The organism is Gordonia sp. 34D, from assembly GCF_056682775.1.
Genome location: NZ_CM155293.1, coordinates 2078143 through 2100206 on the forward strand (window position 1 = coordinate 2078143; position 22064 = coordinate 2100206).

General features: G+C 62.6%; 23 protein-coding genes. 12 read left to right on the forward strand and 11 right to left on the reverse strand.

Features of this window, described 5'->3' with window-relative positions; all coding sequences use genetic code 11:
- Position 1: 1 nt before the first annotated feature.
- The gene (locus AC1L34_RS09660; RefSeq protein ID WP_424322613.1) at positions 2-322 is read left to right on the forward strand and encodes a hypothetical protein; all 321 of its coding nucleotides are present in this window, start codon (positions 2-4) and stop codon (positions 320-322) included.
- On the opposite strand, the gene AC1L34_RS09665 is transcribed toward AC1L34_RS09660, so the two are convergent.
- Both AC1L34_RS09665 and AC1L34_RS09670 read right to left on the reverse strand, forming a co-directional pair.
- On the reverse strand, positions 319-1821 hold the full coding sequence (locus tag AC1L34_RS09665; protein WP_424322612.1) for a serine/threonine-protein kinase: 1503 nt from the start codon (positions 1819-1821) through the stop codon (positions 319-321). The genes AC1L34_RS09660 and AC1L34_RS09665 overlap by 4 nt on opposite strands.
- Before the next feature lie 106 nt (positions 1822-1927).
- Positions 1928-2620 carry a TetR family transcriptional regulator gene (locus AC1L34_RS09670; protein ID WP_424293430.1) on the reverse strand — a complete coding sequence of 231 codons (693 nt, stop codon included), beginning with the start codon at positions 2618-2620 and terminating at the stop codon, positions 1928-1930.
- A gap of 168 nt (positions 2621-2788) precedes the next feature.
- On the opposite strand from AC1L34_RS09670, the gene AC1L34_RS09675 reads away from it, so the two are divergent.
- The 4 genes from AC1L34_RS09675 (at position 2789) to recQ (ending at position 7276) form a co-directional block, all read left to right on the forward strand.
- Entirely contained in the window at positions 2789-3865 is a 1077-nt protein-coding gene (locus tag AC1L34_RS09675; RefSeq protein ID WP_424322611.1) for a ferredoxin reductase, read from the forward strand.
- 5 nt (positions 3866-3870) lie between these two features.
- Entirely contained in the window at positions 3871-5067 is a 1197-nt protein-coding gene (locus AC1L34_RS09680) for a fatty acid desaturase family protein (protein WP_480034725.1), read from the forward strand.
- An 83-nt stretch (positions 5068-5150) separates the two neighbouring features.
- The gene (locus tag AC1L34_RS09685) at positions 5151-5435 is read left to right on the forward strand and encodes a hypothetical protein (protein WP_424322609.1); all 285 of its coding nucleotides are present in this window, start codon (positions 5151-5153) and stop codon (positions 5433-5435) included.
- A gap of 8 nt (positions 5436-5443) precedes the next feature.
- Complete coding sequence (recQ, locus tag AC1L34_RS09690) at positions 5444-7276, forward strand: DNA helicase RecQ (protein WP_424322608.1); 1833 nt, start codon at positions 5444-5446, stop codon at positions 7274-7276.
- Here the strand turns inward: recQ and AC1L34_RS09695 are convergent.
- Positions 7197-8198, reverse strand: coding sequence for an endonuclease domain-containing protein (locus AC1L34_RS09695; RefSeq protein ID WP_480034726.1), 1002 nt, complete (start codon positions 8196-8198; stop codon positions 7197-7199). The two genes, recQ and AC1L34_RS09695, sit on opposite strands and share 80 nt — an antisense overlap.
- Positions 8199-8404: 206 nt before the next feature.
- Here AC1L34_RS09695 and AC1L34_RS09700 point away from each other — a divergent pair, with 206 nt between their 5' ends.
- The gene (locus tag AC1L34_RS09700; RefSeq protein WP_424294239.1) at positions 8405-8905 is read left to right on the forward strand and encodes a DUF4395 domain-containing protein; all 501 of its coding nucleotides are present in this window, start codon (positions 8405-8407) and stop codon (positions 8903-8905) included.
- Positions 8906-8919: 14 nt separating this feature from the next.
- On the opposite strand, the gene AC1L34_RS09705 is transcribed toward AC1L34_RS09700, so the two are convergent.
- The 5 genes from AC1L34_RS09705 to AC1L34_RS09725 all read right to left on the reverse strand — a co-directional run bounded on the left by AC1L34_RS09705 (position 8920) and on the right by AC1L34_RS09725 (position 13199).
- The gene (locus AC1L34_RS09705) at positions 8920-9876 is read right to left on the reverse strand and encodes a Ppx/GppA phosphatase family protein (protein ID WP_424322606.1); all 957 of its coding nucleotides are present in this window, start codon (positions 9874-9876) and stop codon (positions 8920-8922) included.
- The gene (locus tag AC1L34_RS09710; protein ID WP_480034727.1) at positions 9873-10427 is read right to left on the reverse strand and encodes a DUF501 domain-containing protein; all 555 of its coding nucleotides are present in this window, start codon (positions 10425-10427) and stop codon (positions 9873-9875) included. The genes AC1L34_RS09705 and AC1L34_RS09710 overlap by 4 nt, the downstream gene beginning before the upstream one ends.
- 5 nt (positions 10428-10432) lie before the next feature.
- Positions 10433-10945 carry an FtsB family cell division protein gene (locus tag AC1L34_RS09715; protein WP_480034728.1) on the reverse strand — a complete coding sequence of 171 codons (513 nt, stop codon included), beginning with the start codon at positions 10943-10945 and terminating at the stop codon, positions 10433-10435.
- A gap of 187 nt (positions 10946-11132) precedes the next feature.
- Positions 11133-12416, reverse strand: a complete 1284-nt coding sequence (gene eno, locus AC1L34_RS09720) for a phosphopyruvate hydratase (protein ID WP_424294233.1) — start codon at positions 12414-12416, stop codon at positions 11133-11135.
- A gap of 75 nt (positions 12417-12491) precedes the next feature.
- The gene (locus tag AC1L34_RS09725) at positions 12492-13199 is read right to left on the reverse strand and encodes a lytic transglycosylase domain-containing protein (RefSeq protein WP_424322605.1); all 708 of its coding nucleotides are present in this window, start codon (positions 13197-13199) and stop codon (positions 12492-12494) included.
- A gap of 280 nt (positions 13200-13479) precedes the next feature.
- Here AC1L34_RS09725 and efeU point away from each other — a divergent pair, with 280 nt between their 5' ends.
- From efeU to efeB, 3 genes are all read left to right on the forward strand, one after another.
- Positions 13480-14385: an iron uptake transporter permease EfeU gene (gene efeU, locus AC1L34_RS09730; RefSeq protein ID WP_480034729.1), complete on the forward strand. Its 906-nt coding sequence runs from the start codon at positions 13480-13482 to the stop codon at positions 14383-14385.
- An 83-nt stretch (positions 14386-14468) separates the two neighbouring features.
- On the forward strand, positions 14469-15686 hold the full coding sequence (efeO, locus tag AC1L34_RS09735; protein ID WP_424296807.1) for an iron uptake system protein EfeO: 1218 nt from the start codon (positions 14469-14471) through the stop codon (positions 15684-15686).
- Between the two features lie 4 nt (positions 15687-15690).
- Positions 15691-17007 (forward strand): iron uptake transporter deferrochelatase/peroxidase subunit, encoded by a 1317-nt coding sequence (efeB, locus tag AC1L34_RS09740; RefSeq protein WP_424296805.1) that lies wholly within the window; start codon positions 15691-15693, stop codon positions 17005-17007.
- An 18-nt stretch (positions 17008-17025) separates the two neighbouring features.
- Here efeB and AC1L34_RS09745 read toward each other — a convergent pair whose 3' ends face one another.
- A complete protein-coding gene (locus AC1L34_RS09745; RefSeq protein WP_424296803.1) occupies positions 17026-17355 on the reverse strand; it encodes a Dabb family protein in 330 nt (109 codons plus the stop codon).
- A gap of 103 nt (positions 17356-17458) precedes the next feature.
- Between AC1L34_RS09745 and AC1L34_RS09750 the strand changes: the two genes are divergently transcribed.
- Positions 17459-17878 carry a TIGR02611 family protein gene (locus AC1L34_RS09750; protein WP_424296801.1) on the forward strand — a complete coding sequence of 140 codons (420 nt, stop codon included), beginning with the start codon at positions 17459-17461 and terminating at the stop codon, positions 17876-17878.
- 144 nt (positions 17879-18022) lie between these two features.
- On the opposite strand, the gene AC1L34_RS09755 is transcribed toward AC1L34_RS09750, so the two are convergent.
- On the reverse strand, positions 18023-19642 hold the full coding sequence (locus AC1L34_RS09755; RefSeq protein ID WP_424322602.1) for an HNH endonuclease signature motif containing protein: 1620 nt from the start codon (positions 19640-19642) through the stop codon (positions 18023-18025).
- 173 nt (positions 19643-19815) lie between these two features.
- On the opposite strand from AC1L34_RS09755, the gene AC1L34_RS09760 reads away from it, so the two are divergent.
- Positions 19816-21087 carry a hypothetical protein gene (locus AC1L34_RS09760; protein WP_424322601.1) on the forward strand — a complete coding sequence of 424 codons (1272 nt, stop codon included), beginning with the start codon at positions 19816-19818 and terminating at the stop codon, positions 21085-21087.
- Between the two features lie 32 nt (positions 21088-21119).
- Positions 21120-21719, forward strand: coding sequence for a hypothetical protein (locus AC1L34_RS09765; protein WP_424322600.1), 600 nt, complete (start codon positions 21120-21122; stop codon positions 21717-21719).
- Positions 21720-21767: 48 nt separating this feature from the next.
- Here AC1L34_RS09765 and AC1L34_RS09770 read toward each other — a convergent pair whose 3' ends face one another.
- Positions 21768-21974 (reverse strand): hypothetical protein, encoded by a 207-nt coding sequence (locus AC1L34_RS09770; protein ID WP_424322599.1) that lies wholly within the window; start codon positions 21972-21974, stop codon positions 21768-21770.
- Positions 21975-22064 lie beyond the last annotated feature (90 nt).

Sequence of the window (22064 nt, forward strand, 5' to 3'; positions counted from 1 at the left end):
AGTGCCCCCGCCGACCGGCACCAAAGCCAAGCCAACAGGCGACGACAATGTCTTGCTCATCGCATCGAAGCTCTTCGTCAACGACGACCGCGAGGCCGGGGTACCCGTCGTTGCCGTGCTCGACGAGGGCCCCGCCTGCGGCGTACCCGAAGTCTCCGTCACCACTACGGTTGTCACCGTCTTCTCCGCGTCCGACGATCCGCACGCCACGACCGATCCGCCGCATGCGATTGCCGTTGCCAAGGCCACGGCAGACCGCACCATTGTCCGCTTCACTGAAGAATTACCCCCGCTAGTTTCGAGCCCGGCAAACTGCTTTTAGAAGATCACGACCACGGCGTTGTTGCCGCCTCGACACACCACGACGCCAGTTTCCGGATTGCACGACATGGTGTAACTCATCCCGGTGACCGGACTCGACGCCGAAATCGTTCGCGCCTCCCCCTTCGGTCCGGCAGCCAGGTATGACGCACGGACGTTGTAGGCAAATTCGCAGCTCGTAACCCCTGATGCAACTCCGACTTCACCGCTGCAATTCATGGTCCCGGGGGGCGGAGTTGGTGCCACTACAGGCGGAACGGTCGTGGTGAGGGTGGTTGTGGACGACGATCCGGCTTGATCGGGCGTCTTTGAGTCGCGGAATCCGAACCAGTAGATTGCCATCCCGATCAGCGCCAAGACTAGGAGGCCGATCACGGCACCAAGGACCCACTGGAGTGCGTTGCCCTCTTCTTCCTGCTGCGGGTACCCCTGCGGTCCCGTGTAGTACTGCGGCGGAACGCCAACCGCCTGCTGAGGCGCGGATGGATATTGTGGTCCGGAGGCGTATTGCGGTCCTGAAACATACTCCGGTCCCGAAACACCATGCGGCCCAGAGAATCCCGGGCTGGTCAACGGGTCCATCGAAGGCCGCTCACCAAAGACCGTCGGGTTGTAGGCGGCACCGGTTTGAATCGTGGACGTCGGTGCGGCGTCACCGCCTGGCCAATGGCCCTGCAATGCAGCATTGGCGGCGGTGGCTAACTCACCGGCTGTCACGAACCTCCCGGCGGGGTCTTTCGCGAGTCCGCGCACAACCACCGCGTCAAGCTGCGGGGTAACCGACGATGTGAACTTTCTTGGAGACGGGACGTCGTTCATAACCGTCGCGCGCACTATCTGACTGACGGACGCTCCGGGGAATGGCGGTTGTCCGGTCAGCAATTCAAAGAGCACGGCGGCCAGTGAGTACACGTCGGAAGTGGCGCTCGTCGGCACGCCGTCCAATTGTTCCGGCGCCATGTACGCCAGCGAACCGATGGCGGTTCCGGCCTGCGTCAACCGGGTATCAGTTTCCTGGTGGGCAATACCGAAATCGACGAGGTAGGCAAAGTCAGCGTTGGTGACCAGGATATTTTCGGGCTTCACGTCGCGGTGTACCAAGCCGACCGCATGCGCCGCATCGAGCGCCGACGCCACCTGGGTGATTACTGCGACTGCCTCACCCGATGGCATCGGCCCGCTACGACGGATCCGGGCACGAAGATCTTCGCCCTCGACCAATCGCATGTCGAGGTACAGGACGCCATCGATCTCGCCGTAGTCGTGGATCGGAATGATGTGCGGCTCACCGAGTTTCGCGACCGCCTGCGCCTCTCGCCGGAAGCGTTCCTCGTAGGCAGTGTCTCCAGCGAAACGCTCGTGGAGCACCTTTAGCGCAACCTCGCGTTCGCGGACGGTGTCGAATGCGCGGTAAACCTCGCCCATACCGCCGCGCCCCAGCAAGGCATCAAGCCGATAAGGACCGAACTGCGTTCCAACTCGCGAACCTTGCTCCACCATGCGGACAATCTTCCCTCATAGGTCCGACACTTTGCGCGCAGCACTGAATATCAGAAAGGCCGACGTCGGCCGACCGATTGAACCACCAGCGGGAATACCCCCAGCACTAATGCGCAGGCTTCCAGCGATCCATTCCGAGGAAGACCATGACCAGCTGCTTCTCCGCGCGCTCAACTAGCACGCGCTCGGTCTGTTCGCGGCCATCGCCGTCGAGCAGTTCGGCGACCGTCGTCATCATGATTGTCACAATCAGGTCCGCAGCAACCTCGAGATCGTCGGACCCCCATTCCCGCAGCGACGGGACCCTCGCCAGGTCGATCGCCAATTCGCGGGAAAACAGACGCAGTTCCGTTCCGATGGCGCGACGCACTTCGGCGACGCCACCGTGCTGCTCGCGAATCAGGAAGCGGTACTGCGACTCGCTGGCATGGACCTTTTTGAGCAGCGCAGACAGCGAATCGCGTGCGGTCGGCATACCGCGGCTGGCCAGGTCCCGACGAGCTTCGCGCAATGCCCCGCGTAGCAGTCGCATCGCGTCTTCGACGAGCGTGACACCGAGGTCTTCCATCGACGCGAAGTGCCGATAGAACGCAGTCGGCACAATGCCAGCGCCGCGCGCCACTTCGCGCAAGCTGATGGATCCGAATGAACGATCGTCCACCAAGTCGATCGTGGTGTCGAGCAGCGCCTGCCGCGTCTGTTCCTTCTTTTCGGCACGACTACCACCAGATTCGGTGCGCGCGGACTTGGTGCGCGACTTGCGCACTGTCCTGCCTGGTGAATCGGGGGAAGAGGCCACGTAACCGAGTCTATGTGGTCGCGGTCGTCGTAGCGCCGCGCGGCACACCACACATCCGTGACCGCGAACACACCGGACGACTCTTGACATCGCACAGCGCCCGTATGTCATTCTTATTTGTGTACAGTCGTTCACTGAATGACAGAACGCAACCGAAGGAGTTCCCCGATGGCCAGCATCCTTAGCCGCCTCGGAAAAACCATCGTCGAAGCGACCGCAACGCCGTACCCCGTCGACCGCTACCTCGAACTGATCGATCCCATGATCACCTGGCGTGACATGCGTGCCAAGATCGTTGACGTCCGCCTCCAGACCGACCGCTCCGTAACCTTGACGCTGCGTCCGACACGCCAGTGGTCCGGCCATGTTGCCGGACAATATATCGAGGTCAGCGTCATTGTTGACGGCGTTCGGCACCGCCGGTTCTTTTCCCCGGCAAACGCCGCAGGCGCAACATCGGAGATCGAACTCACCGTCACCGCCCACTCGCGCGGCTTCGTCTCTCGCTACCTCCGCGAGAACGCAAGCCCCGGCATGGTGCTGGGACTGAGCACCGCTCGCGGCGAGTTCACCCTGCCGACCGATCGCCCCGCACGCACCGTCCTGGTGAGCGGCGGCAGCGGGATTACACCTGTCCTCTCAATGCTGAGAACGCTCGTCGCCGAAGGATACGACCGTCCCATCACGTTTGTGCACTACGCCCGGACCCCTGCCGATGTGCCCTACCGCGCCGAGCTCGACACGCTGGCGCGCACGGTGGGCAACCTCGACGTCGTGCTCCGGTACACCCGCACCGTTGACGCCGAACACTTCGAGCCTGCCCATCTGGATGGAATCGCCGATGTCGATGGCGCGCAGGTCTTCCTGTGCGGCCCCACCGGACTGATGAAGGCCGTCGGCGAGTACGCCGCCGATCGCGGACTCACCGAACGACTGTTCTCCGAAGCATTCACGATCGACACCACCCCGGTCATCGACCCGAACCAGCCAATCACCGGCGAGGTCGCCTTCACCAAATCCGATGCGTCAGTCCCCAACGACGGTCGGACCATCCTGGAGCAGGCAGAAGGTGCCGGCCTAAAGCCCGAATACGGCTGCCGCATGGGCATCTGCTTCTCGTGCACCAAGGTTCGCACCAGCGGCTGCACCCGCAACATCTTGACCGGAGAACTCAGCTCCGAACCCGACCAGCACATCCAAATCTGCGTTAACGCCCCAGTCGGCGACGTCGAAATCGAGGTCTAAGAATCATGGCTATCTCCCTTCCCAATCGTCCCGCCCGCAAGCTTCCCTTCCAGTCGACTCCAGCCGCGCCTACCGAGGCAGTGCCTACCGAGGTGAACCTCTCCTATGAGCAGGTTGAACAACTCGGCCGCGACCTCGACGACCTGCGTGCACGGACCGTCGCAACCCTCGGCGAGTCCGATCGCGAGTACCTGTACGGCATCATTCGTGCTCAGCGGACGCTCGAGTTCGCCGGTCGTGCGGCCATGTACGTTCCATTCCTTCCGCCCGTGTGGCTCGCCGGAGTCGCTTCGCTGGGCCTGTCGAAGATCCTCGACAACATGGAAATCGGCCACAATGTGATGCACGGCCAGTACGACTGGATGCGCGAGGACACCTACAATTCCCGCGAATTCGACTGGGACACCGTGTGCCCCGGTGATCAGTGGAAGCACAGTCACAACTACATGCACCACACGTACACGAACATCCTCGGCGAAGACCGCGACGTGGGCTACGGCATTCTCCGCATGGCACGCGACCAGAAGTGGAACCCGTACTACCTCGGCAACCTGGGCTATGCGACCGCGTTGATGCTGCTTTTCGAGTGGGGCGTGATGCTCCATGATCTCGAAGCCGAGAACGTCATCGCGGGCAAGCGGAAGTGGCGTGACGTGAAGAGCCTCGTCAAGGGCATGTGGCGTAAGGCGAGCAAGCAGGTCGCCAAGGACTACATTGTGTGGCCTGCCCTCACCGGACCGTTCTTCGTCAGCACTCTCATCGGCAACGTCGGCGCCAACCTGATCCGCAATGTGTGGACCTACTCCATCATCTTCTGCGGCCACTTCCCCTCCGGCACACAGACTTTCACTGCCGAGGAGTGCCAGAATGAGACAAAGGGCCAGTGGTATGTGCGGCAGATGCTCGGTAGCGCCAACATCACCGGCAGCGATCTGTTCCATATCTTGAGCGGCAACCTGTCGCACCAGATTGAACACCACCTGTTCCCCGATGTTCCCGCCAACCGGTATCCGGAAATGGCCGGCGAGGTGCGCGAGATCTGCGAACGCTACGGCCTGCCGTACAACAGTGGCCCCTTGCGTCAGCAACTCGGATCCACGTGGCTCAAGATTGCGAAGCTGTCGCTGCCCAACTCCATGACCCGCGACGATAACGACATTGTCGTCAACATCGAACGGTCGAAGGCAATCGACGCTGCCTAGGCCGTAGGCGGTGCCCTTGAATGTCAGGGGCACCGCCTACCATGGGTGGCAAATAGGTTCGATGTCACCGAAGGGATGTAGCGATGGTCGGGCGCGTTGAACGCAACAAAGACTTGGTCCAAGAGGTCGTCGAGAGCGCCGCTCACCGGGTCGGCAACATCACGTCGATCATTACTGCGGCTGTCGCCGACGTGGCTCGTGAAATCGGCGAGCTCGTCACCGACGGTTTTGAGATGCGTGAGGCGGCCCGCGCGGCAAGTATCGACACCGAACAACCACCAAAGCCGAAAAACCACGAGGAAGAACTCGATTCCCTCAACGGCTACGACTCCGACCTCGACGATGACGCCGCCGACGAGGACAACTGATCGCAACCGTGCCCGACCAGTATGAAGTCCTCCGGGACGTCTTCGGCTACTCCGCGTTCCGCGGCGACCAAGACCACATAGTTTCCCACGTCGTCGCGGGCGGCGACGCCGTCGTCCTGATGCCAACGGGCGGCGGCAAGAGCCTCTGCTACCAGGTTCCGGCGCTGGTGCGGGACGGTTGCGCGGTGGTCGTATCGCCGCTAATTGCCCTCATGTCCGACCAAGTTGGCGCGTTAAAGCAATTGGGCGTTCGCGCGTCGTTCCTGAATTCGACGCAGACGTTCGACGAACGGGCCGAGACGGAACGCGCTTACCTCGCAGGCGAACTCGATCTCATCTACGTGGCACCCGAACGCCTCAGCCAGCGCGGGACCCGTGAGTTTCTCTCGCGCGGCAAATTGTCGTTGATTGCGATCGACGAAGCTCACTGTGTCTCGCAGTGGGGGCACGACTTCCGACCCGACTATCTGGCGCTCGGTGAGCTCGCCGAGATCTGGCCCGACGTGCCGCGGATCGCCCTCACTGCAACCGCGACGCGTCGGACACACGAGGAGATCACTTCTCGCCTGCACCTGGGTAATGCGCGGCACTTCGTGTCGAGTTTCGATCGCCCCAACATCACCTACCGGATTGATCCGAAGGCCAAGGCGAACGATCAGCTCCTCGACTTTATCCGCACCGAGGGCGTTGTGGATGGCGAACCAGCGACCGGCATCGTCTATGCGTTGAGCCGCAAGAGTGTCGAGAAGATCGCCGAGTTTTTGCGCCGCAACGGGATTAACGCCTATCCGTATCACGCGGGGCTCGACCGCCGCGTCCGCGACGACACTCTGCATAGGTTCCTCCGTGAGGACGGGATCGTGGTGGTGGCGACGATCGCGTTCGGTATGGGAATCGATAAACCTGATGTCCGGTTCGTGGCGCACATGGATCTCCCTAAAAGCATCGAGGGCTACTACCAGGAGACCGGCCGTGCCGGTCGTGACGGGCTGCCGTCAATTGCGTGGATGGCGTACGGGTTGGCCGATGTGGTCAATCAGCGTCGGATGATCGACCAGTCCGAGGGGGACGCCGCGCATCGGCGCGTGCAGTCGCAGTTGCTCGACGCGATGCTCGCATTGTGTGAGACCCCGACCTGCCGGCGTCAGCAGTTGCTCGGGTACTTCGACCAGCAGATCGAACCGTGCGGAAACTGCGACACCTGTTTGAATCCGCCGAAAACCTGGGACGGCACCGTTGCGGCGCAGAAGCTGCTGTCGACGATGGTCCGCCTGGATCGCGAGTTCAACCATGCCGCCTACGGTGCCGGGCACCTGATCGATATCTTGCGTGGTGCCGAAACTACTCGCATCAAACAGTTGGGCCACGACTCCCTCAGTACCTACGGGATCGGTACGGAATTGGATGCCGTCGGCTGGAGCGGCGCGGTCCGACAACTGGTGGCGTTGGGAATCATTGCGCCACAGGGCGACTACGGCGTTCTCCGGCTCACGGAGAAGGCTGGCCCGGTGCTCCGCGGCGAGACCACGGTGATGTTGCGCGAGGAAGTGAAGGCTCCGGCCCGAGCCCGCAAGGCTTCGCGCGCCGCCGCGCCCGCTGCCGACCTCTCCGAAGGTGACCGCAGCCTCTTCGAGGTTCTGCGCCGCTGGCGTGCGGCCGTCGCCAAAGAGGCTGGCCTCCCCGCCTATACCGTCCTCGGCAACAAGTCGCTCGAGGAGATCGCCGCCGTGAAGCCCGCAAACCGCGACGAACTTCTCGGCATTACCGGCATCGGTCAAAACAAGCTCGAAAAGTATGGCGACCAAGTCCTGGAGATCCTCGCGGGCTTCGAATCGGCGTAGAAGCCAGGATTTTCTGTTGGTTATCAGCCCTCCGAGGGCTATTTTTTCCCTCGGAGGCCGAATAACGAACAGATTTTTCGACTAGCTCCCGCTTTCTTGGAGTCCGCGGGCGGTGGCGGTCACGGTTGGTGATGTTTCGGATGTCGGCGAGGACCTCTTCCCAGCCAAAGAGAATGTCATCGTAGGTGAGGCGCATAGTGAGCCATCCATTGACCAACGCCTTGCGGTCGCGCTTGTGATCACGCTCGTAGGCTTCTTTCGTCGCGTGATACTGCATGCTGTCGCACTCAATGATCAGTAGGCCGATTCGCAGGTCGGCACGACCAACCCCTTCGATTTGCGGCTGAACCACCACATCGAAGCCCTCGGACCTCAGACGAACGCGCGAGATGCTCTCGGTCCCCGACTGCGATCGCGGGTCCGTCAGATAAAGCCAATCAGTCACGGTGGGGCCAACACTTCCGAGTTCTGCCCGCAAGTCCTCAACTCCAAGCCCATGGGAGTTCATGTACGAATCGCAGACCGCAATCCACTCCTCGCGGTTGAGACAGCCAGTCGCACAGAGCAACGCTGATGGGACTGAGTCGACCGGTTTGGTGGCGACAGTCAGCCGCTGGCGGATCGTGCCGGACTTCATTGGCCGACAGGCGGGATGCTTTCCGGAAAGGCTCCGACTTCGCCGCAGGTGTAACTTTCGGCGGCCGACCGGGACCCATAGTTCGTGGAACCTCAGCGCATCCACGCAAGTGAGGACGCCTCCGTCCGAGACCGCCGCAGCCGCGGTCAGGTCATGATTCTTCGCGGCCAACCACCCGCTGCGAAGCCGTGTCAGGTCGCCCGCTGCAATCATCCGGTCGATCGTCTTGTCGTCGAAGCCGCTCGCGTGAAGGTGCGACCGTCGATAAATCCCTGGATCTTTCATGCTTCTTTGGACGCACGCGAGATCGATCTGGTTCCGCGACACGCCGCGCAATTCCCGACTGCCGCATTCCAATCACTGTGATTGAAACCCTAGGCGGGCGGAAAACCTGGGCTTATCGTGAAGCGTCATCTTCACGAATGGGAGTTCCCGTGACCAACACCGTGCCGTCGGCTCAAGCTGATGTGTTCACCCAGGCCGACTCGTCGATCAAGCTCGAGCAGGCGTCGACGTGGCATCGTGGGGTCTTGGATTTCCCGAATCCGGTGAACGACTACGCCGCTCGGTCCACCGCTGGCCTAGTAATTGCGCTGGCCGTGGCATCGATCGTGGTCAACCAGCCATGGCTGTACGCGATCTTGGCCCTCGGCTTCGCGTTGCGTGTCGCCGGCGGACCTCGGTACTCACCGTTTGGCCGCCTCGCCGTGCACGTGATTGTGCCGCAGGTGTGGAAGAAGGAAAAGATCGTTCCTGGCCCGCCGAAGCGCTTCGCACAAACGATCGGCCTCGCCTTCTCCGGGACCGCGCTCGTGCTGTCGCTGTTCGGCCTCGGCCTGGCCGCGCAGATCGTGGTCGGGGCGCTGATCGCCGCGGCCTTCCTCGAATTCGCCTTCGGCCTGTGCCTGGGTTGCATCGGCTTCGGCCTCCTGCAGCGCGCAGGCATCATTCCCGCGAGCGTCTGCGAATCCTGCAACAACTTTGGGCGCTAGGCCCTAGCTGCCCCTCAGCCCAGCGCGAGGGCGATGCCGTCGAGGATGTCGTGCTCGGACACCACCATTTCGGTGATACCTGCACGGTCAGCAAACTGTCGGGCGAGTTCGCGCGTCACGATGGCACCGCCACCAATCACGTCGGCGCGACCGGGGTGCATGGAGCCCAACTGCATCCGCTCGTCACGTGTCATCGCAAAGATCTTGCCGCACAACACATGTAGGTCGGCGAGCGGAATGCTGGAGTGGTGGATGACGTCGGGGTCGTACTCTTCCAGGCCCTGATGAACGGCCACGAAAGTGGTCAACGTCCCAGCCACACCCACCCAGGTGCGGGCGGCGGAAACGTCAACGGCGACGAACGCCGCCTGCAGCGCTTTGGCCGCAATCTCCTCGGCGCGGAGTCGTTCGTCGACTGTCGGCGGATCAGAGGGCAACGCCCGCTCGGTCAGACGCACGCAACCAATGTTGACCGAATAGGCGCCGGCAACCACCGCTTCACCGCCCACTACCGACCCCACGACCACCTCGGTGCTACCGCCACCCAAGTCAGTGACGACAAACGGACCGTCGGCCGGATCGAGACCACCAACGGCACCGCGGAACGACAGTCGTGCCTCTTCGTCGCCGGAAATCACTTCGGCAACGGCACCGGGCTGAACGCGGCCCAGCAGGTCGGCGGTCATCGCAAAGAACTCGTCACGGTTGCTGGCGTCACGGGACGCCGACGTCGCCACCATGCGGACACGCTCGACGCCCGCAGCCAACATCCTTTCCACATATCCGGCCAACGCCACGCGGACACGCTCAATCGCCTCATCGGCGAACTGACCGGTCGCATCGACGCCTTGCCCAAGTCGCACGACAATCATGTCGCGTTCTACATCGGTTAGCACGCCAGCATCGTCGATGTCGGCGATGAGGAGGCGGATCGAATTGGTCCCGCAGTCGACGGCGGCAACCCGCGTCATTCGGCAGTACCTGACGACACCTTGCCGTCTTCGTCAGCGGTCAACGGCCAGTCGCCGGGCACTGCGATGCCGCGTAGCTTCTCGACATCGGCCAGCAACGCGACGGCCTCGTCGCCGAGCGGATTCACACCCGGACCCTTGGCGAGCGAGTGCGCGACGAGCACGTGCAAGCATTTGACCCGGTCGGGCATGCCACCACCGGCGAAGTCGGTGCCGAGCGATTCGATGGCGTCACGCTCGGCGAGGTAACTGTCGTAGGCCGCTCGGTAGCCGGCAGCCAACTCGGTGTCTTCGAGGAGACGGACGCTCATCTCACGCATCACGCCCCCGGACTCAAGCCTGCTGCACGCACCGGTGAGCCTCTGATCGGTGAGGTAGTACAGCGTCGGGAAGGGGGTGCCGTCGGGCAGTCGCGGCGAAGTCTTCACGACGGCGGGTTGCCCGTCGGGGGTGCGGTAGCTTATCTCCAGGACGCCGCGGGGCTCGCGCCCCAACTGCTTGGCGATCGCTTCCAGATCTGCAGTAGCGGGTGCAGTGTTCTTGTCAGGCAAGGAAATTAACCCTTCGGCGGTGTTGCTACCGCATCCATCAGATTTTGGTACCACGGCGTCGCAGCGCGTTCGCGCTCCGCGGCCTGCTGTGCTTCTTGCTGCTTGCGGCTGGGGTCGATGATCACGATCGGCTTCTCGCCTTTCGGCACCATCTGCAGCCGTTCGCGCGCCTGCGCCTCAATGTAGGCAGGGTCGTTTTGTTGGGCGAGCTTCGCCTCGTACTCGGCCGTCTCGCGTTCGAGTTGCACGTTCGAGGCACGCAAATCATTGAACTCGTTGCGCTGTGCCAGATAGGTTCGCGCTGGCACGGCAAGAGTCAGCATCAGAAAAATACCGAGGCCCAAAGCAATGCCGACGGCGGTCACACTGACTCCGCGACGATGGGCAAACATCGCCAACCGGGACAGCGGTGCGTGCAGGTCGGCGGACTCATTGTGCTGCGGAACCCGTTTGGCATCGTCTGACGGACGACGTTTGCGGCCGCCCGCATGCGAGCGAGCCGACGCGGTTTCCGCCACCGGTGTCACCGACGGCGAATCTGGCCCGACGGCCTCAACAGTTGCCGGTTCGGTAGTACGAGAGCGGGAACTCCGTCCCGCAGGACGCGACCGGCGGGACGACGTGCGTCCGCGCTCGGAGCGTCCCCGGGTTCCGGAGCGTCGCCGCTCGCTCCCGCTCTCGCTACCTACCATGTCTTCTAGCTAATCACGCACCGAACGAGAAACGCGGGAACGCCAGGTCACCGGCGTAGCGCGCCGCGTCGCCGAGGCCCTCTTCGATGCGGAGGAGCTGGTTGTACTTGGCAACGCGCTCGCTGCGGGCCGGGGCACCGGTCTTGATCTGGCCCGAACCGCAAGCGACAGCCAGGTCAGCAATGGTGGTGTCTTCGGTTTCGCCCGAACGGTGGCTCATCATCGTCTTGTAGCCGTTGTTGTGGGCCAGGGCGACGGCGTCGAGCGTTTCGGTGAGCGTGCCGATCTGGTTGACCTTCACCAGGAGCGCGTTCGCGATGCCCTTCGAGATGCCCTCTTCCAGGCGCTCGGGGTTGGTGACAAACAGGTCGTCACCGACGAGCTGCACCTTGTCGCCGATTGCTTCGGTGAGGTTGGCCCAACCAGCCCAGTCGTCTTCGCCGAGGCCGTCTTCGATGGAGACGATCGGGAAGTCGGTGACGAGCTTCTCGTAGAAGGCGATCATTTCTTCGGCCGAGTGCGGGCGGCCCTGGAACTGGTACGCACCGTCGCGGTAGAACTCGGTCGATGCCGAGTCGAGGGCCACGACAATGTCGGTTCCGAACTTGTAGCCAGCCTTTTCCACGGCTTCGGCGATAACGCTGAGTGCGGCCTCGGTGTTCGGCAGGTCGGGGGCGAAGCCACCCTCGTCGCCGAGCGCAGTGCTCATGCCCTGCTTGTGCAGGACCGACTTCAGCGAGTGGTACACCTCGGCACCCCAGCGGAGCGACTCGGTGAACGTGGCCGCACCGGTCGGCGCGATCATGAACTCCTGGAAGTCGATGCCATTGTCGGCGTGCGCGCCACCGTTGATGATGTTCATCATCGGGACGGGCAGGATGTGCGCGTTGGGTCCGCCAACATAGCGGAACAGCGGCAGTCCAGCCGACTCTGCGGCAGCCTTAGCGACGGCGAGCGAAACACCCAGAAGTGCGTTGGCCCCAAGACGCGACTTGTCGGGGGTGCCGTCAAGGTCGACCAGCGTCTGGTCGAGAACACGCTGGTCGTCGGCCTCAATGCCGATCACCTCGGGCGCGATGTCGCCAAGCACAGCCTCAACTGCCTTCTTGACACCCTTACCCAGGTAGCGGTCCCCACCGTCACGCAGTTCGACGGCTTCGTGCTCGCCGGTCGAGGCACCCGATGGCACCGCCGCCCGTGAGAACGTCCCGTCATCCAGAACAACCTCGACCTCGACGGTCGGGTTGCCGCGGGAGTCGAGGATCTCGCGTGCGCCTACCTGCTCGATGATTGCCACTTGTCTGCCCCAATTCGGTTCGTCGGGTCGACGGAAACTCCCCGTCGACGAGTACGGGTCCAGGATAAACGCAGATCAGTAACGAATGTTCACGGAGTAGGCGTTCGCGTAGTTCCGGACGTCCAGGACGTACGCGTCGTGGTTGTTGTAAGCGTGCACTGCCTTCTCCCAACCGGCCGGTGTGGTCATGTCGCCGTTGGCGTACACGCACAGGTAGCGGGCTGCGGAAAGCGCTGCGTCGTCGATGTTGTCGGGGCTCGCAACCCCGTCGCCGTTGGCGTCGACGCCGTAGCGCTGCCACGTCTCGGGGATGAACTGGAAGGGCCCCATGGCGCGGTCGTACTTTTTGTCGCCGTCGAGCTTGCCGCCGTCGGTGTCCAAGATTTCGCGGTTGCCGTTGGTGCCGTCGAGTTGGGGGCCGCGGATGACGGGGCGCACGTCGCCGTTGGGGGCGACACTAGCTCCGCCGTGCCTGCCGTGTTTGGTCTCCACGGCACCAATACCGGCGAGAGTGGTCCAGCCGATACCGCATTCGGGATGCTGCTGTCGTTGGATTTCTGCCGCGTTGCCGTAGGCCTCGAGGGAGGTCAGCGGGATGGCCGTGGCTTCCGAGATGGGTTCGGCCCAGGCACGCATTTTGTCTGCGGTTCGCCCGGGCGCGTTCACGTCAATGTAGGGCTGCTGGGTGCCGACGCCCGGCGGAAGCCCGTCGGGAATGTCGGGGCGGTCCCACGGGAGCCGCACATTGCACGACGAGAGCGTCATGACCGTTGCCACCGCCATTGATGCGGCCAACCACCGTCGTCTAGATGCTCGCGTCACTCATTCCCCCATTTCCATTGGCCCAACGTGCTGGTCTGGGCCGCGCTATAGCGTGCCACATCATTGGGTCAACTCCGAAAACTCAGCGGAAGTTCCCAATGTGACGCTTTGTACTTTTCGGGAATCTTTGAGACCCGAGTGACGAATCTAATGAGGCAAGGCTCACCCAAGTGGGGTTATCCTTACTCGGTTGAATGGCGCGTGGGGAACGCCAGACCGTAGAGGCAAGAAGGGAACGCCGATGACGCTGCTGTTGGCAGAAGAGTTCATCGCCGAAGGCGCACCATCCGTGGTGACCCAGATGGTCGGTAGCGGGTTGCTCGGTGTTCGCGAGGGACTCGAAGCCGGGATCGTTGTGATGGTGTTGATCGCGTTCGCCGTCAAGTCCGACCGCCGCGATGCGCTCAAGTGGATTTGGCTGGGCGTCGCGGCAGCGTTGGCGTTGCTCGTTGGCACATTCCTCATCATTCAGTTCGGGTCGTCGACCATTTCGTCGTTGGCCGCAGAACTGCTGGCCGGCATCGCCTCGTTTGTGGCGGTGGCAATCGTGACGTTCATGGTGCTTTGGATGCGCAAGGCAGCCATGCAAATGTCCGGGCACTTGAAGGAAGGGCTGACAGGTGCCCTCGCTGTGGGTGGTGCGGCCGTGTTCGCCCTCTCGTTCTTTGCCGTTGGACGCGAAGGCTTCGAGACCGCGCTGCTGATGGTCGGCTACGCCGAGAGTGTGTCGGGCGGAGCATGGCCGCTACTCGGCTTGCTCCTCGGGATTCTGGTGGCCGTCCTCATGACGTGGCTCCTTTACAAGGGCGCGATCGCCATCAATTTTCAGACGTTCTTCACCTACACCGGCTACTTCTTGATCGTCGTTGCTGCGGGCATCCTTGCCTACGGCGTTCGTGCGTTGCAGGTGTACGGATGGCTACCCGGCCTGCACAACACGGCGTTCGACATCTCATCCTGGTATGACCAATCCGCCTGGTACGGCGTCATTGGCCAGGGCATCTTCAACTTCCGGCCCGAGCCGACCGTCCTGCAGGTGATTGCCTGGGTCGGGTACTTGGTTATCGTCGGCGGACTGTTCTACATGCGCGGCAAAACACCTACCGCACCCAAGGCAGTCGACGTCGCCGTGAAAGAACCGGCCTAGCACTACCTGCAACATTCCCCGACCTACTCTTCCCCCTGATCTTCGTGGCGCGCTTGCGTCGTCGAATCTGTGAAAGGACCCTCATGGGCAAGCTCTCCCCCGCTCTGCGGAACACCGTCATTCTCGGTGCCGTGATCGCAACGCCGCTGGCTCTGGCGGCGTGCGAGTCGAAGGCAAGCAGCGACGGTGCGGTAGCCGTGACGTCGACCGACGATGCGTGTGACCTGTCGAGCACCAGTCTGCAGACCGGTCAGGTGAGCTTCGAGATCACCAACTCGGGTAAGAAGGTCACCGAGTTTTACGTGTACGGCCCCAACAATCGGGTCATAGCCGAGGTCGAGAACATTGCGCCGGGCATGACCGGCAAGTTGGGCGTTGAATTTGCTGAGCCCGGAACCTACACGGTGGCATGCAAGCCGGGCATGGTCGGCGCGGGTATTCGCCACGACATCCAGGTCAGCGGCGAGGCGAAGGCCAAGTCGCAGGCACCCGCCGATGTGAACGCCGCCAAGGCCCGCTACCTCGAGTACGTCCGCGGACAGCTCAATGGCCTTGTCTCACAGGCTGAATCGTTCACGACCGCAGTCAAGAGCGGCGACTTGGAGAAGGCCCGCAGCGAGTTCGGCCTGGTCCGCACCTTCTTCGAGCGCGTCGAGCCGGTTGCCGAATCGTTCCCTGACCTCGACCCCAAGATCGATATGCGCTGGGACGACACGGAGAACGGCGCTGTACCGTTCACCGGTTTCCACCGGATCGAGCGTTTCCTGTTCCCGCCGCAGCCCGCCGAGATCGGTGACGCCGAAGGGCAGATCGCGCCGTCGGACGCAGCCAACGCCAAGACTGCCGACACCAAAGAAGCCATCGCGAAGGTTGCCGACCAACTCGTTGCCGACGTGAAGACGTTGCGCGACGAGGTGTCCGCACCGAACTTCGAGTTCGAGACCCAGATGTTTATCCGTGGCCCACAGGCACTGATCGACGAGATCGCCAAGACCAAGGTCAGCGGCGAGGAAGATCGATACAGCCACACCGACCTGTGGGATATCGCCGCCAACATCGAGGGTTCGGAAACCCTGATCGCCGAGTTGGCACCGATCATCACATCGCGCAACAAGGGACTGATGGACAAGATCACCGCCCAGTTCGGTGATGTCAAAACGTTCCTCGAGCAGTTCCGTGAGGGCGAGGGCTACGCGTCGTACACGACCGTGACGCCGGAGCAGCGCAGGGAACTGTCGGACAAGATTGATGCGCTGTCGGCCACCCTTTCGCAGGTGCCCGGCATTGTTATGGCGGAGTGAGTGAATGGCCGTGAGCGAAGAACCAACTGAGATCAGCACCAAGCCCGGCGTTTCCCGCAGAACGGTGCTCGGCGCGGCGGGTGTCGGCATTGCCGCCGGAATTGCTGGCGGTGCGGCGCTCGGCGCGACCGTATCGGGCCGGGGCGACGGCGGTGCGTCATCCGACCAGATCGTCGGATTCCGTGGCGACCGCCAGGCAGGCATCGTCACCGAAGCGCAGGACCGCCTGCACTTTGCGGCGTTCGACGTCATCACCGATTCGCGTGAAGCGCTCGTCGACATGCTGAAAAAGTGGACGGTCGCGGCTGAACGCTTCACTCGCGGCGAAGAAACCGAAGACGGCGGTGCGCTGGAGTTGGGTGATTACCACCCACCCACCGACACCGGCGAGGCGCTCGGTCTGAAGCCCGCGCACCTGACGTTGACGATTGGTTTCGGTCCGGGACTCTTTGGGCCCAGCATGGTCGATCCGGCGCGCAAGGATCGGTTCGGCATTGCCAATCGCAAACCGGCGGCGCTGGCCGATTTGCCGATCTTCGCGAAGGAAAAGATCGAACCGGGACGGTCGTACGGGGACATCTGCATTCAGGCGTGCGCCGACGACCCGCAGGTCGCAGTACATGCAATCCGCAACTTGGCGCGGATCGGCGTCGGCGTGGTGTCGGTGCGTTGGTCGCAGTTGGGGTTCGGTCGTACGTCTGCCACCACGCGGGGGCAGGACACGCCGCGCAATATGTTCGGGTTCAAGGACGGCACCGCCAACATTCGCGCCGAGGACACCGACACACTCGACAAGTGGGTATGGGTTGCCGATAGCGACAATCCTCCCGCCGCGCAGTGGATGACTGGTGGAACCTACTTGGTCGCACGACGGATTCGCATGGACATCGAGCCGTGGGATCGGGCCAATCTGCTGGAGCAGGAGAACATCGTCGGACGGTTGAAGGGTTCCGGTGCGCCGCTCGGCAAGGAAGGCGAGTTCGACGATCCGGATTTCCAGATCACGTCGTATGGTGCGCCAATCATTCCCGCCACGGCGCACGTGCGCCTAGCTCACCCCGACGCCAACAACGGCGCGCAGATCTTGCGGCGTGGCTACAACTTCACCGATGGCTCAGACGGCTTCGGGCATCTCGACGCCGGCTTGTTCTTCATCGCCTTCAATCGGGATACGTTCAAGCAGTTTGTGCCGATGCAGCATCAGTTGTCACGCAAGGACGCGATGACCGAGTACTTGATTCCGAATGGTTCCGCTGTGTTCGCCGTGCCGCCGGGCTTGAAGCCCGGCGAGTACTGGGGCCAGCACCTGTTCGAAGGTTAGTTCTGCGCGGGCTCGGTTCTAGGGTGTGACCGCGAATTGGACTGCGGTCCGCTCTTTGACGTTGGGTGCGATGATTTCGTCGATCACTTTGCGGTGCGCGGGCAGCACCGAGTAGGCGCGCCAATGCTCTTCGGTTTCGAAGACGGCGGCGATACCGTAGTCGGCGTTGCCGTTGTTGATGCCAAGGTCGTCGCCGTGTCGGTACGAGATAAGTCCGTCGAGTTGAGGGATGAGTGCGTCGAGAGCGGGTGACAGTCGTGCGACGACGTCGTCGCGCACGCCGTTCTCGAACTTCAGGACCACCAGGTGGCAGATTCCGCTCTTCGTTACGTTGGGTGCGCTGGTCATGGGTTGGATTCTCCAATTGTCGTGCGATTAGTTGTGCGATTGATCGAGATGGACACAACATTATGTGGCCGGGCCGAGTCGGTGTTGCGGTGATAGCGTCCCGATGGTGTCCGTAGTAGTCGATCACTTTAAGTCGCTTGGTGCGAAGTACCACCACATCCGCCACAATCACCGGTATGGCGGGGCACTGCGTTACGTGACAATTGTGGTCGGAGCATTGGTCACTGCAGTTGGCGTGCTGACGATTCCGTACCCGGGCCCCGGTTGGGCCACAGTCTTTCTCGGCCTGCTTATCCTGTCTCAGGAGTTGGAGTGGGCCGCGCGGTTACGCAAGAAGATCATGGGACTCCTCAACCGTTTCTATTCGAACTACATCGATGGCAACCGCCTGATGCAGGCGGTCTTGGCGATCGGCACGTGCGCAATTGTGTTCTTGACGTTGTGGTTAACGGGCGGCCTCGCCCTGTTCGGCGGCTGGTTCGGGCTCGACTGGGCGTGGCTACGCTCCCCACTCGCCGGTTAAGTTCACGAGCCTCGCTCCCGCTTCCTTTTCCGCTCTCCGAGTTGGGCCCGCGGAGCGTAGCGATGCGCACCCCTTATCGAGGAGCCCGCAACAATCACCGAGATTCGGGCTAACCACGGCGTGTCGCCTGTTCGGCGTGTCCGATCAGAACGGCGGCACCCCTTCCTCGGCCAACGCCCGAGCTTCCTCTTCCTCGCGGATTCGGCGGTTCGCTGCCCGGCGGGCCATGCGGTAGGCGTGCTTGGCCTCGGTGCGGGACTGCGCGCGCCGAGGGCCGTTCTCGGCGTGTCGGGATTCCGGGCGCGGCGCCCCAACGACGCCGGCCCCAACCGGGGCGTGCTGGCAAGGAATCAACCCGACCTCGGGCAGCAGCCACGTGTTGAGTGCTTGCTGACGCACAGTGAATCCTTCCGGGGTCGTCACTTCGGTCCAGATGACGCCGTTGGCGTCGACGATCTGGTCATCGATCCAGCCTTCGGCGCAGGTCTTCAACCCGTGATGAAAACGGCACTTGGGGTTGAGGTTGCACAAGCACGTCGGGCCGCCAGCGGCCGGATCGTCGTGGTTGTATTCGCACACATGGTCCAGATCGGTAGCAAAAGCCGGTTCGGTGCAGCCGGGCCAGGTGCAGATCCCAAACAGGGCACGCAGAACCGTGTCGAGCGTGGCCGTGGGGCGGTACTGGTTGCCCGGCTGGGCCTGGTGATCGAGCAGATCGCCCAAATCCAGATCACGGGCGACGGTGTCGGGGCGGTCGGCGATTTCGCGAACGTGCTCGGCCGAGATCGGGCCGAATCCGTCGAGGACGGCCGGGGTGTCGGCGGTGCCGTCGAGGGTTTCTTCCCGCACCACCACGTGCAGCACCACCCGAGCACACCGGGCATCGATCTGCTCTTGGGAAAGTTCGGCGATGCAATCATCACTGCCGCACTGGCAGGTGAACGCGGTGCCGTTCAACCGCGCCATTGCCGCATCGGAGCGACGAACCTGCTTGGTGCGAGGATCTTTCGGGCACACCCCAGCAATCACTGCATCCAGGGTTTCTTTCGCCAACCGCACATCCTCGGCAGAAGCAGTGATGACCAACTCCGACATGCCTTCGGTGAGCGGGTTGACCATCACCTTCTTGTAGTCGCGGATCTGCTCACGAGTGAGGGTGACCGCATCGGGATCATGCTCGGCGACCACCGCAGCGACCACGGCCTCCACCCGCGCCGCCGACAGGCCACCCAAATGCTGCAACCGGTAGGCGATCTCGGCATCAATCAGCGCAAGCAGAGCAAGATCGTCGACCAGCGAGGTCTGCTCCACAGCACGAGCGAACCACGCATCCGGGATCAGCCCATCGCGCAGCAAACCACCCACGGCCGGAATCCGCTCAGCACACGCCACTGCGCGCTCCACAAACCGCTCAGCGGTGCACTGGCGCACCCCGGCAGCCACCGCGTACGAGGCCGCGACCTTGCACAGCGGATCGTAAACCCGACCAAACACATCCGAAGCCGGATCCGCCTCGGCCACGGCACACTGCTCTTGCAGCAGCGAGTAGATCTCGGCGTAGCGATGCCACATCACCACCCCGGCAAAAGAATCCACCCGCGCAGCAAAAGCCAACCGATCCGCACGGCTATCGCGCACCACACCCGAGGCGGCCGCCGAACCCCCACCGTCGGCCGGGGCCGGGCGAGAAATGCGGATAACGATCTCATCGTCGGCGACCTTCACCGTGGACGCGGGTGGGCGGGTAGTGGTTTGAGTGGTCATCGGCTTCCCCTTCGAATCATCAGCTCGAACTTACGTTCGATGTTAATCCGAGGGTCTGACAATTTTTGAAGGCCAACCCTGACTGGTCCACCAAGATCCCGGCCGACAAACATTTCGGAAGCCGAGTTTTCGCATCCCCGATACTGAGACACCGCTGGTGACACCATCAATAGGTGGATACTTCGACGTCCGACACCCCTCGGCCCACCTCGTACGTTCGCATGGCCGTCAGCTTCTTGCTGATCACCATCGCGCTGCTTCTCGCCCCCATTGCCGCGATCGGAACTTGGGCTCGGGTTGAGTTGGTCGACGGCGATAGTTTTGTCTCGACCTTTGCTCCCTTGGCCGAGGATCCGGCCGTCCAGGATTTCGTCGCGGGACAGATCACTGACGAGATTGACAAGCAGGTTAATTTCGACCAAGCCGTCGGCCAACTCTTCGATGAGCTCGCTGCGGCGAATCTCCCTCCGCGACCAACGGCAGCCATCGCAGCCCTCCGCGGTCCTGCGGTGGCGGGTATCCAGTCAATCGTGGCATCGACTGTTCAACGTCTGGTGGCGTCGGATCAGTTTGCGCAGTTGTGGGAGTCGAGTCTGCGGCTCAGCCATCAGCAGGCGATAGCTGTCCTCAAGGATCAACCCGGAACCGTGTTGGACCTGTCGAAGGACGGCACCTTGAGCGTCCAACTCGAGCCCCTCTTCGATGCCGTGAAGACGCGGTTGGTGCAGCGCGGATTGACGTTTGCCGACCGGATCGAGCCGAAGAATCGGACGATCACCATCGCGCATGCTGATTCGCTCGCACTAGCTCGCGCGACGTATCAGGTGGCGGTGATCGCTGGGTTCTGGCTGCCGTGGGTAGCTCTGGCGCTATTGGTTGCTGGGATTTTGGTGGCGAACCGCCGACGTCGAGCCTTGCTGTTCGCGTCGATCGGGGTGGTCATTGTGTTTGTGTTGTTGTCGTTGGGAATTTGGGTTGGCGGCAACATTTTCACGTACTCCGTGAGCCCGGATCCCATGCCGAGCTCCGTTGCCGACGCCGTGTTTGGCGAGGTCACCGCTGCTATGACGTCCACGATCCGAGCCATCGCCGTTCTCGGTCTCCTGATTGCCGTAGTGGTGTGGTTCGGCGGACCCGCCCGGCCGGCGGTGGCTGTTCGGTCGGTAGCGAATTCCGGATTCAGTTCGTTGCGGTCGGCACTCGACCGGAACGGCGGCGACACTGGTCGGTTCGGCGCATTCGTCGACCATTACCGCGCGGTGATCTGGTGGATCGCCGCGATTCTGGGGACCTTCGCGCTGATGGCGTCGAGGCCAGTCACGTTCAGCGCGATCGGCTGGCTCATTGTCGGACTGGTTGTTCTAGGGATCGCAGTTGAGTTGCTTCGACGGCCAGCCGCAGACCCTCCCGCTACCGAGGCATCGGCTACTCCACTATCCGAATGATCGCGTCATAGTGCCGGGCGTAGTCTTTTCGTGTGACGTACCCGCAGCAACCAGGTTCCCACCCATCTGGGCCACACCAGCCTCAGCAGCAGTGGGCAACCCCGCCCCCGCAGGCGCCGCAGTATCAGCAGGGCCCGCAGTATCAGCAGGCGCCGCATGCACCGGCTCAATGGCAGCAGCCGCAGGTGCCACAGCAGTTCCCTGGGCAGCAGCCTCACTACGGCCAGCCGGTACCGGGTCAGCAGTACCAGCCGCACCCTCCGGCGCAGCAGAGGCAGCAGCAACCCGCGCACTTTCAGCAGCCGGGGCCTCCGCAGCCAGGCCAGTACGCGCCGTCACCACTTGGCACTGGCGCGTTCCTGAGCATCCATACGGGGTTCTTCCCTCTGGCCTGGATCCTCTTCTTGACCGGGCCGCTGATCGTGATCGACGGCATCGAGGTTGGACGAAACTGGGGCGACCAAGTCATCGAACTCGGTCCCGGCGTGCACACGATCCACATCCACACCCGATACCTCTGGGCGATCGGCAACGCTGACCAGCAATTCCAGATTGCGCCCGGCCAGCGTCTGAGTGCTTCGTACAACACACCGTTCTGGGCATTCTCCAAGGGAACCATTCAATTTTACTGAGCGCTTGAGGGTGTCCCGTCAGGTTGAATCGTCGGGACGCGTGGACCTTTACTGTTCAAAATCCGCATCCACATCGACGTCGTTTCGCGCTCGCGAGATACTGACATGCCGCTCGCCGATGCCGGTCTCGACGGCGACGTTCTCGGCGAAATCTCCAAGCTCGACGGACATAGCGTCCGAATCAAACTCGTCAGACACTGCGATGTAGGCAACCCGCTCAACAGTCTCGGCGATCAGGACGCGATAGACCGGCAATCCGCCCTCCTTCTCCTCTTCACACTCGAGGAAAGCATAGGATGCTGACAATCCCCGTCTAGGTTTCGCCCTCCTCGGCATCGACGGTCT

Bases quoted from the DNA above. Each gene is read 5' to 3' on its own strand.
- AC1L34_RS09665 (WP_424322612.1), bottom strand. From the start codon at position 1,821: ATGGTGGAGCAAGGTTCGCGAGTTGGAACGCAGTTCGGTCCTTATCGG.
- AC1L34_RS09675 (WP_424322611.1), top strand. From the start codon at position 2,789: ATGGCCAGCATCCTTAGCCGCCTCGGAAAAACCATCGTCGAAGCGACC.
- AC1L34_RS09680 (WP_480034725.1), top strand. From the start codon at position 3,871: ATGGCTATCTCCCTTCCCAATCGTCCCGCCCGCAAGCTTCCCTTCCAG.
- AC1L34_RS09685 (WP_424322609.1), top strand. From the start codon at position 5,151: ATGGTCGGGCGCGTTGAACGCAACAAAGACTTGGTCCAAGAGGTCGTC.
- AC1L34_RS09695 (WP_480034726.1), bottom strand. From the start codon at position 8,198: ATGAAAGATCCAGGGATTTATCGACGGTCGCACCTTCACGCGAGCGGC.
- AC1L34_RS09705 (WP_424322606.1), bottom strand. From the start codon at position 9,876: ATGACGCGGGTTGCCGCCGTCGACTGCGGGACCAATTCGATCCGCCTC.
- AC1L34_RS09725 (WP_424322605.1), bottom strand. From the start codon at position 13,199: ATGGCGGTGGCAACGGTCATGACGCTCTCGTCGTGCAATGTGCGGCTC.
- efeU (WP_480034729.1), top strand. From the start codon at position 13,480: ATGACGCTGCTGTTGGCAGAAGAGTTCATCGCCGAAGGCGCACCATCC.
- efeO (WP_424296807.1), top strand. From the start codon at position 14,469: ATGGGCAAGCTCTCCCCCGCTCTGCGGAACACCGTCATTCTCGGTGCC.
- efeB (WP_424296805.1), top strand. From the start codon at position 15,691: ATGGCCGTGAGCGAAGAACCAACTGAGATCAGCACCAAGCCCGGCGTT.
- AC1L34_RS09745 (WP_424296803.1), bottom strand. From the start codon at position 17,355: ATGACCAGCGCACCCAACGTAACGAAGAGCGGAATCTGCCACCTGGTG.
- AC1L34_RS09750 (WP_424296801.1), top strand. From the start codon at position 17,459: ATGGTGTCCGTAGTAGTCGATCACTTTAAGTCGCTTGGTGCGAAGTAC.
- AC1L34_RS09755 (WP_424322602.1), bottom strand. From the start codon at position 19,642: ATGACCACTCAAACCACTACCCGCCCACCCGCGTCCACGGTGAAGGTC.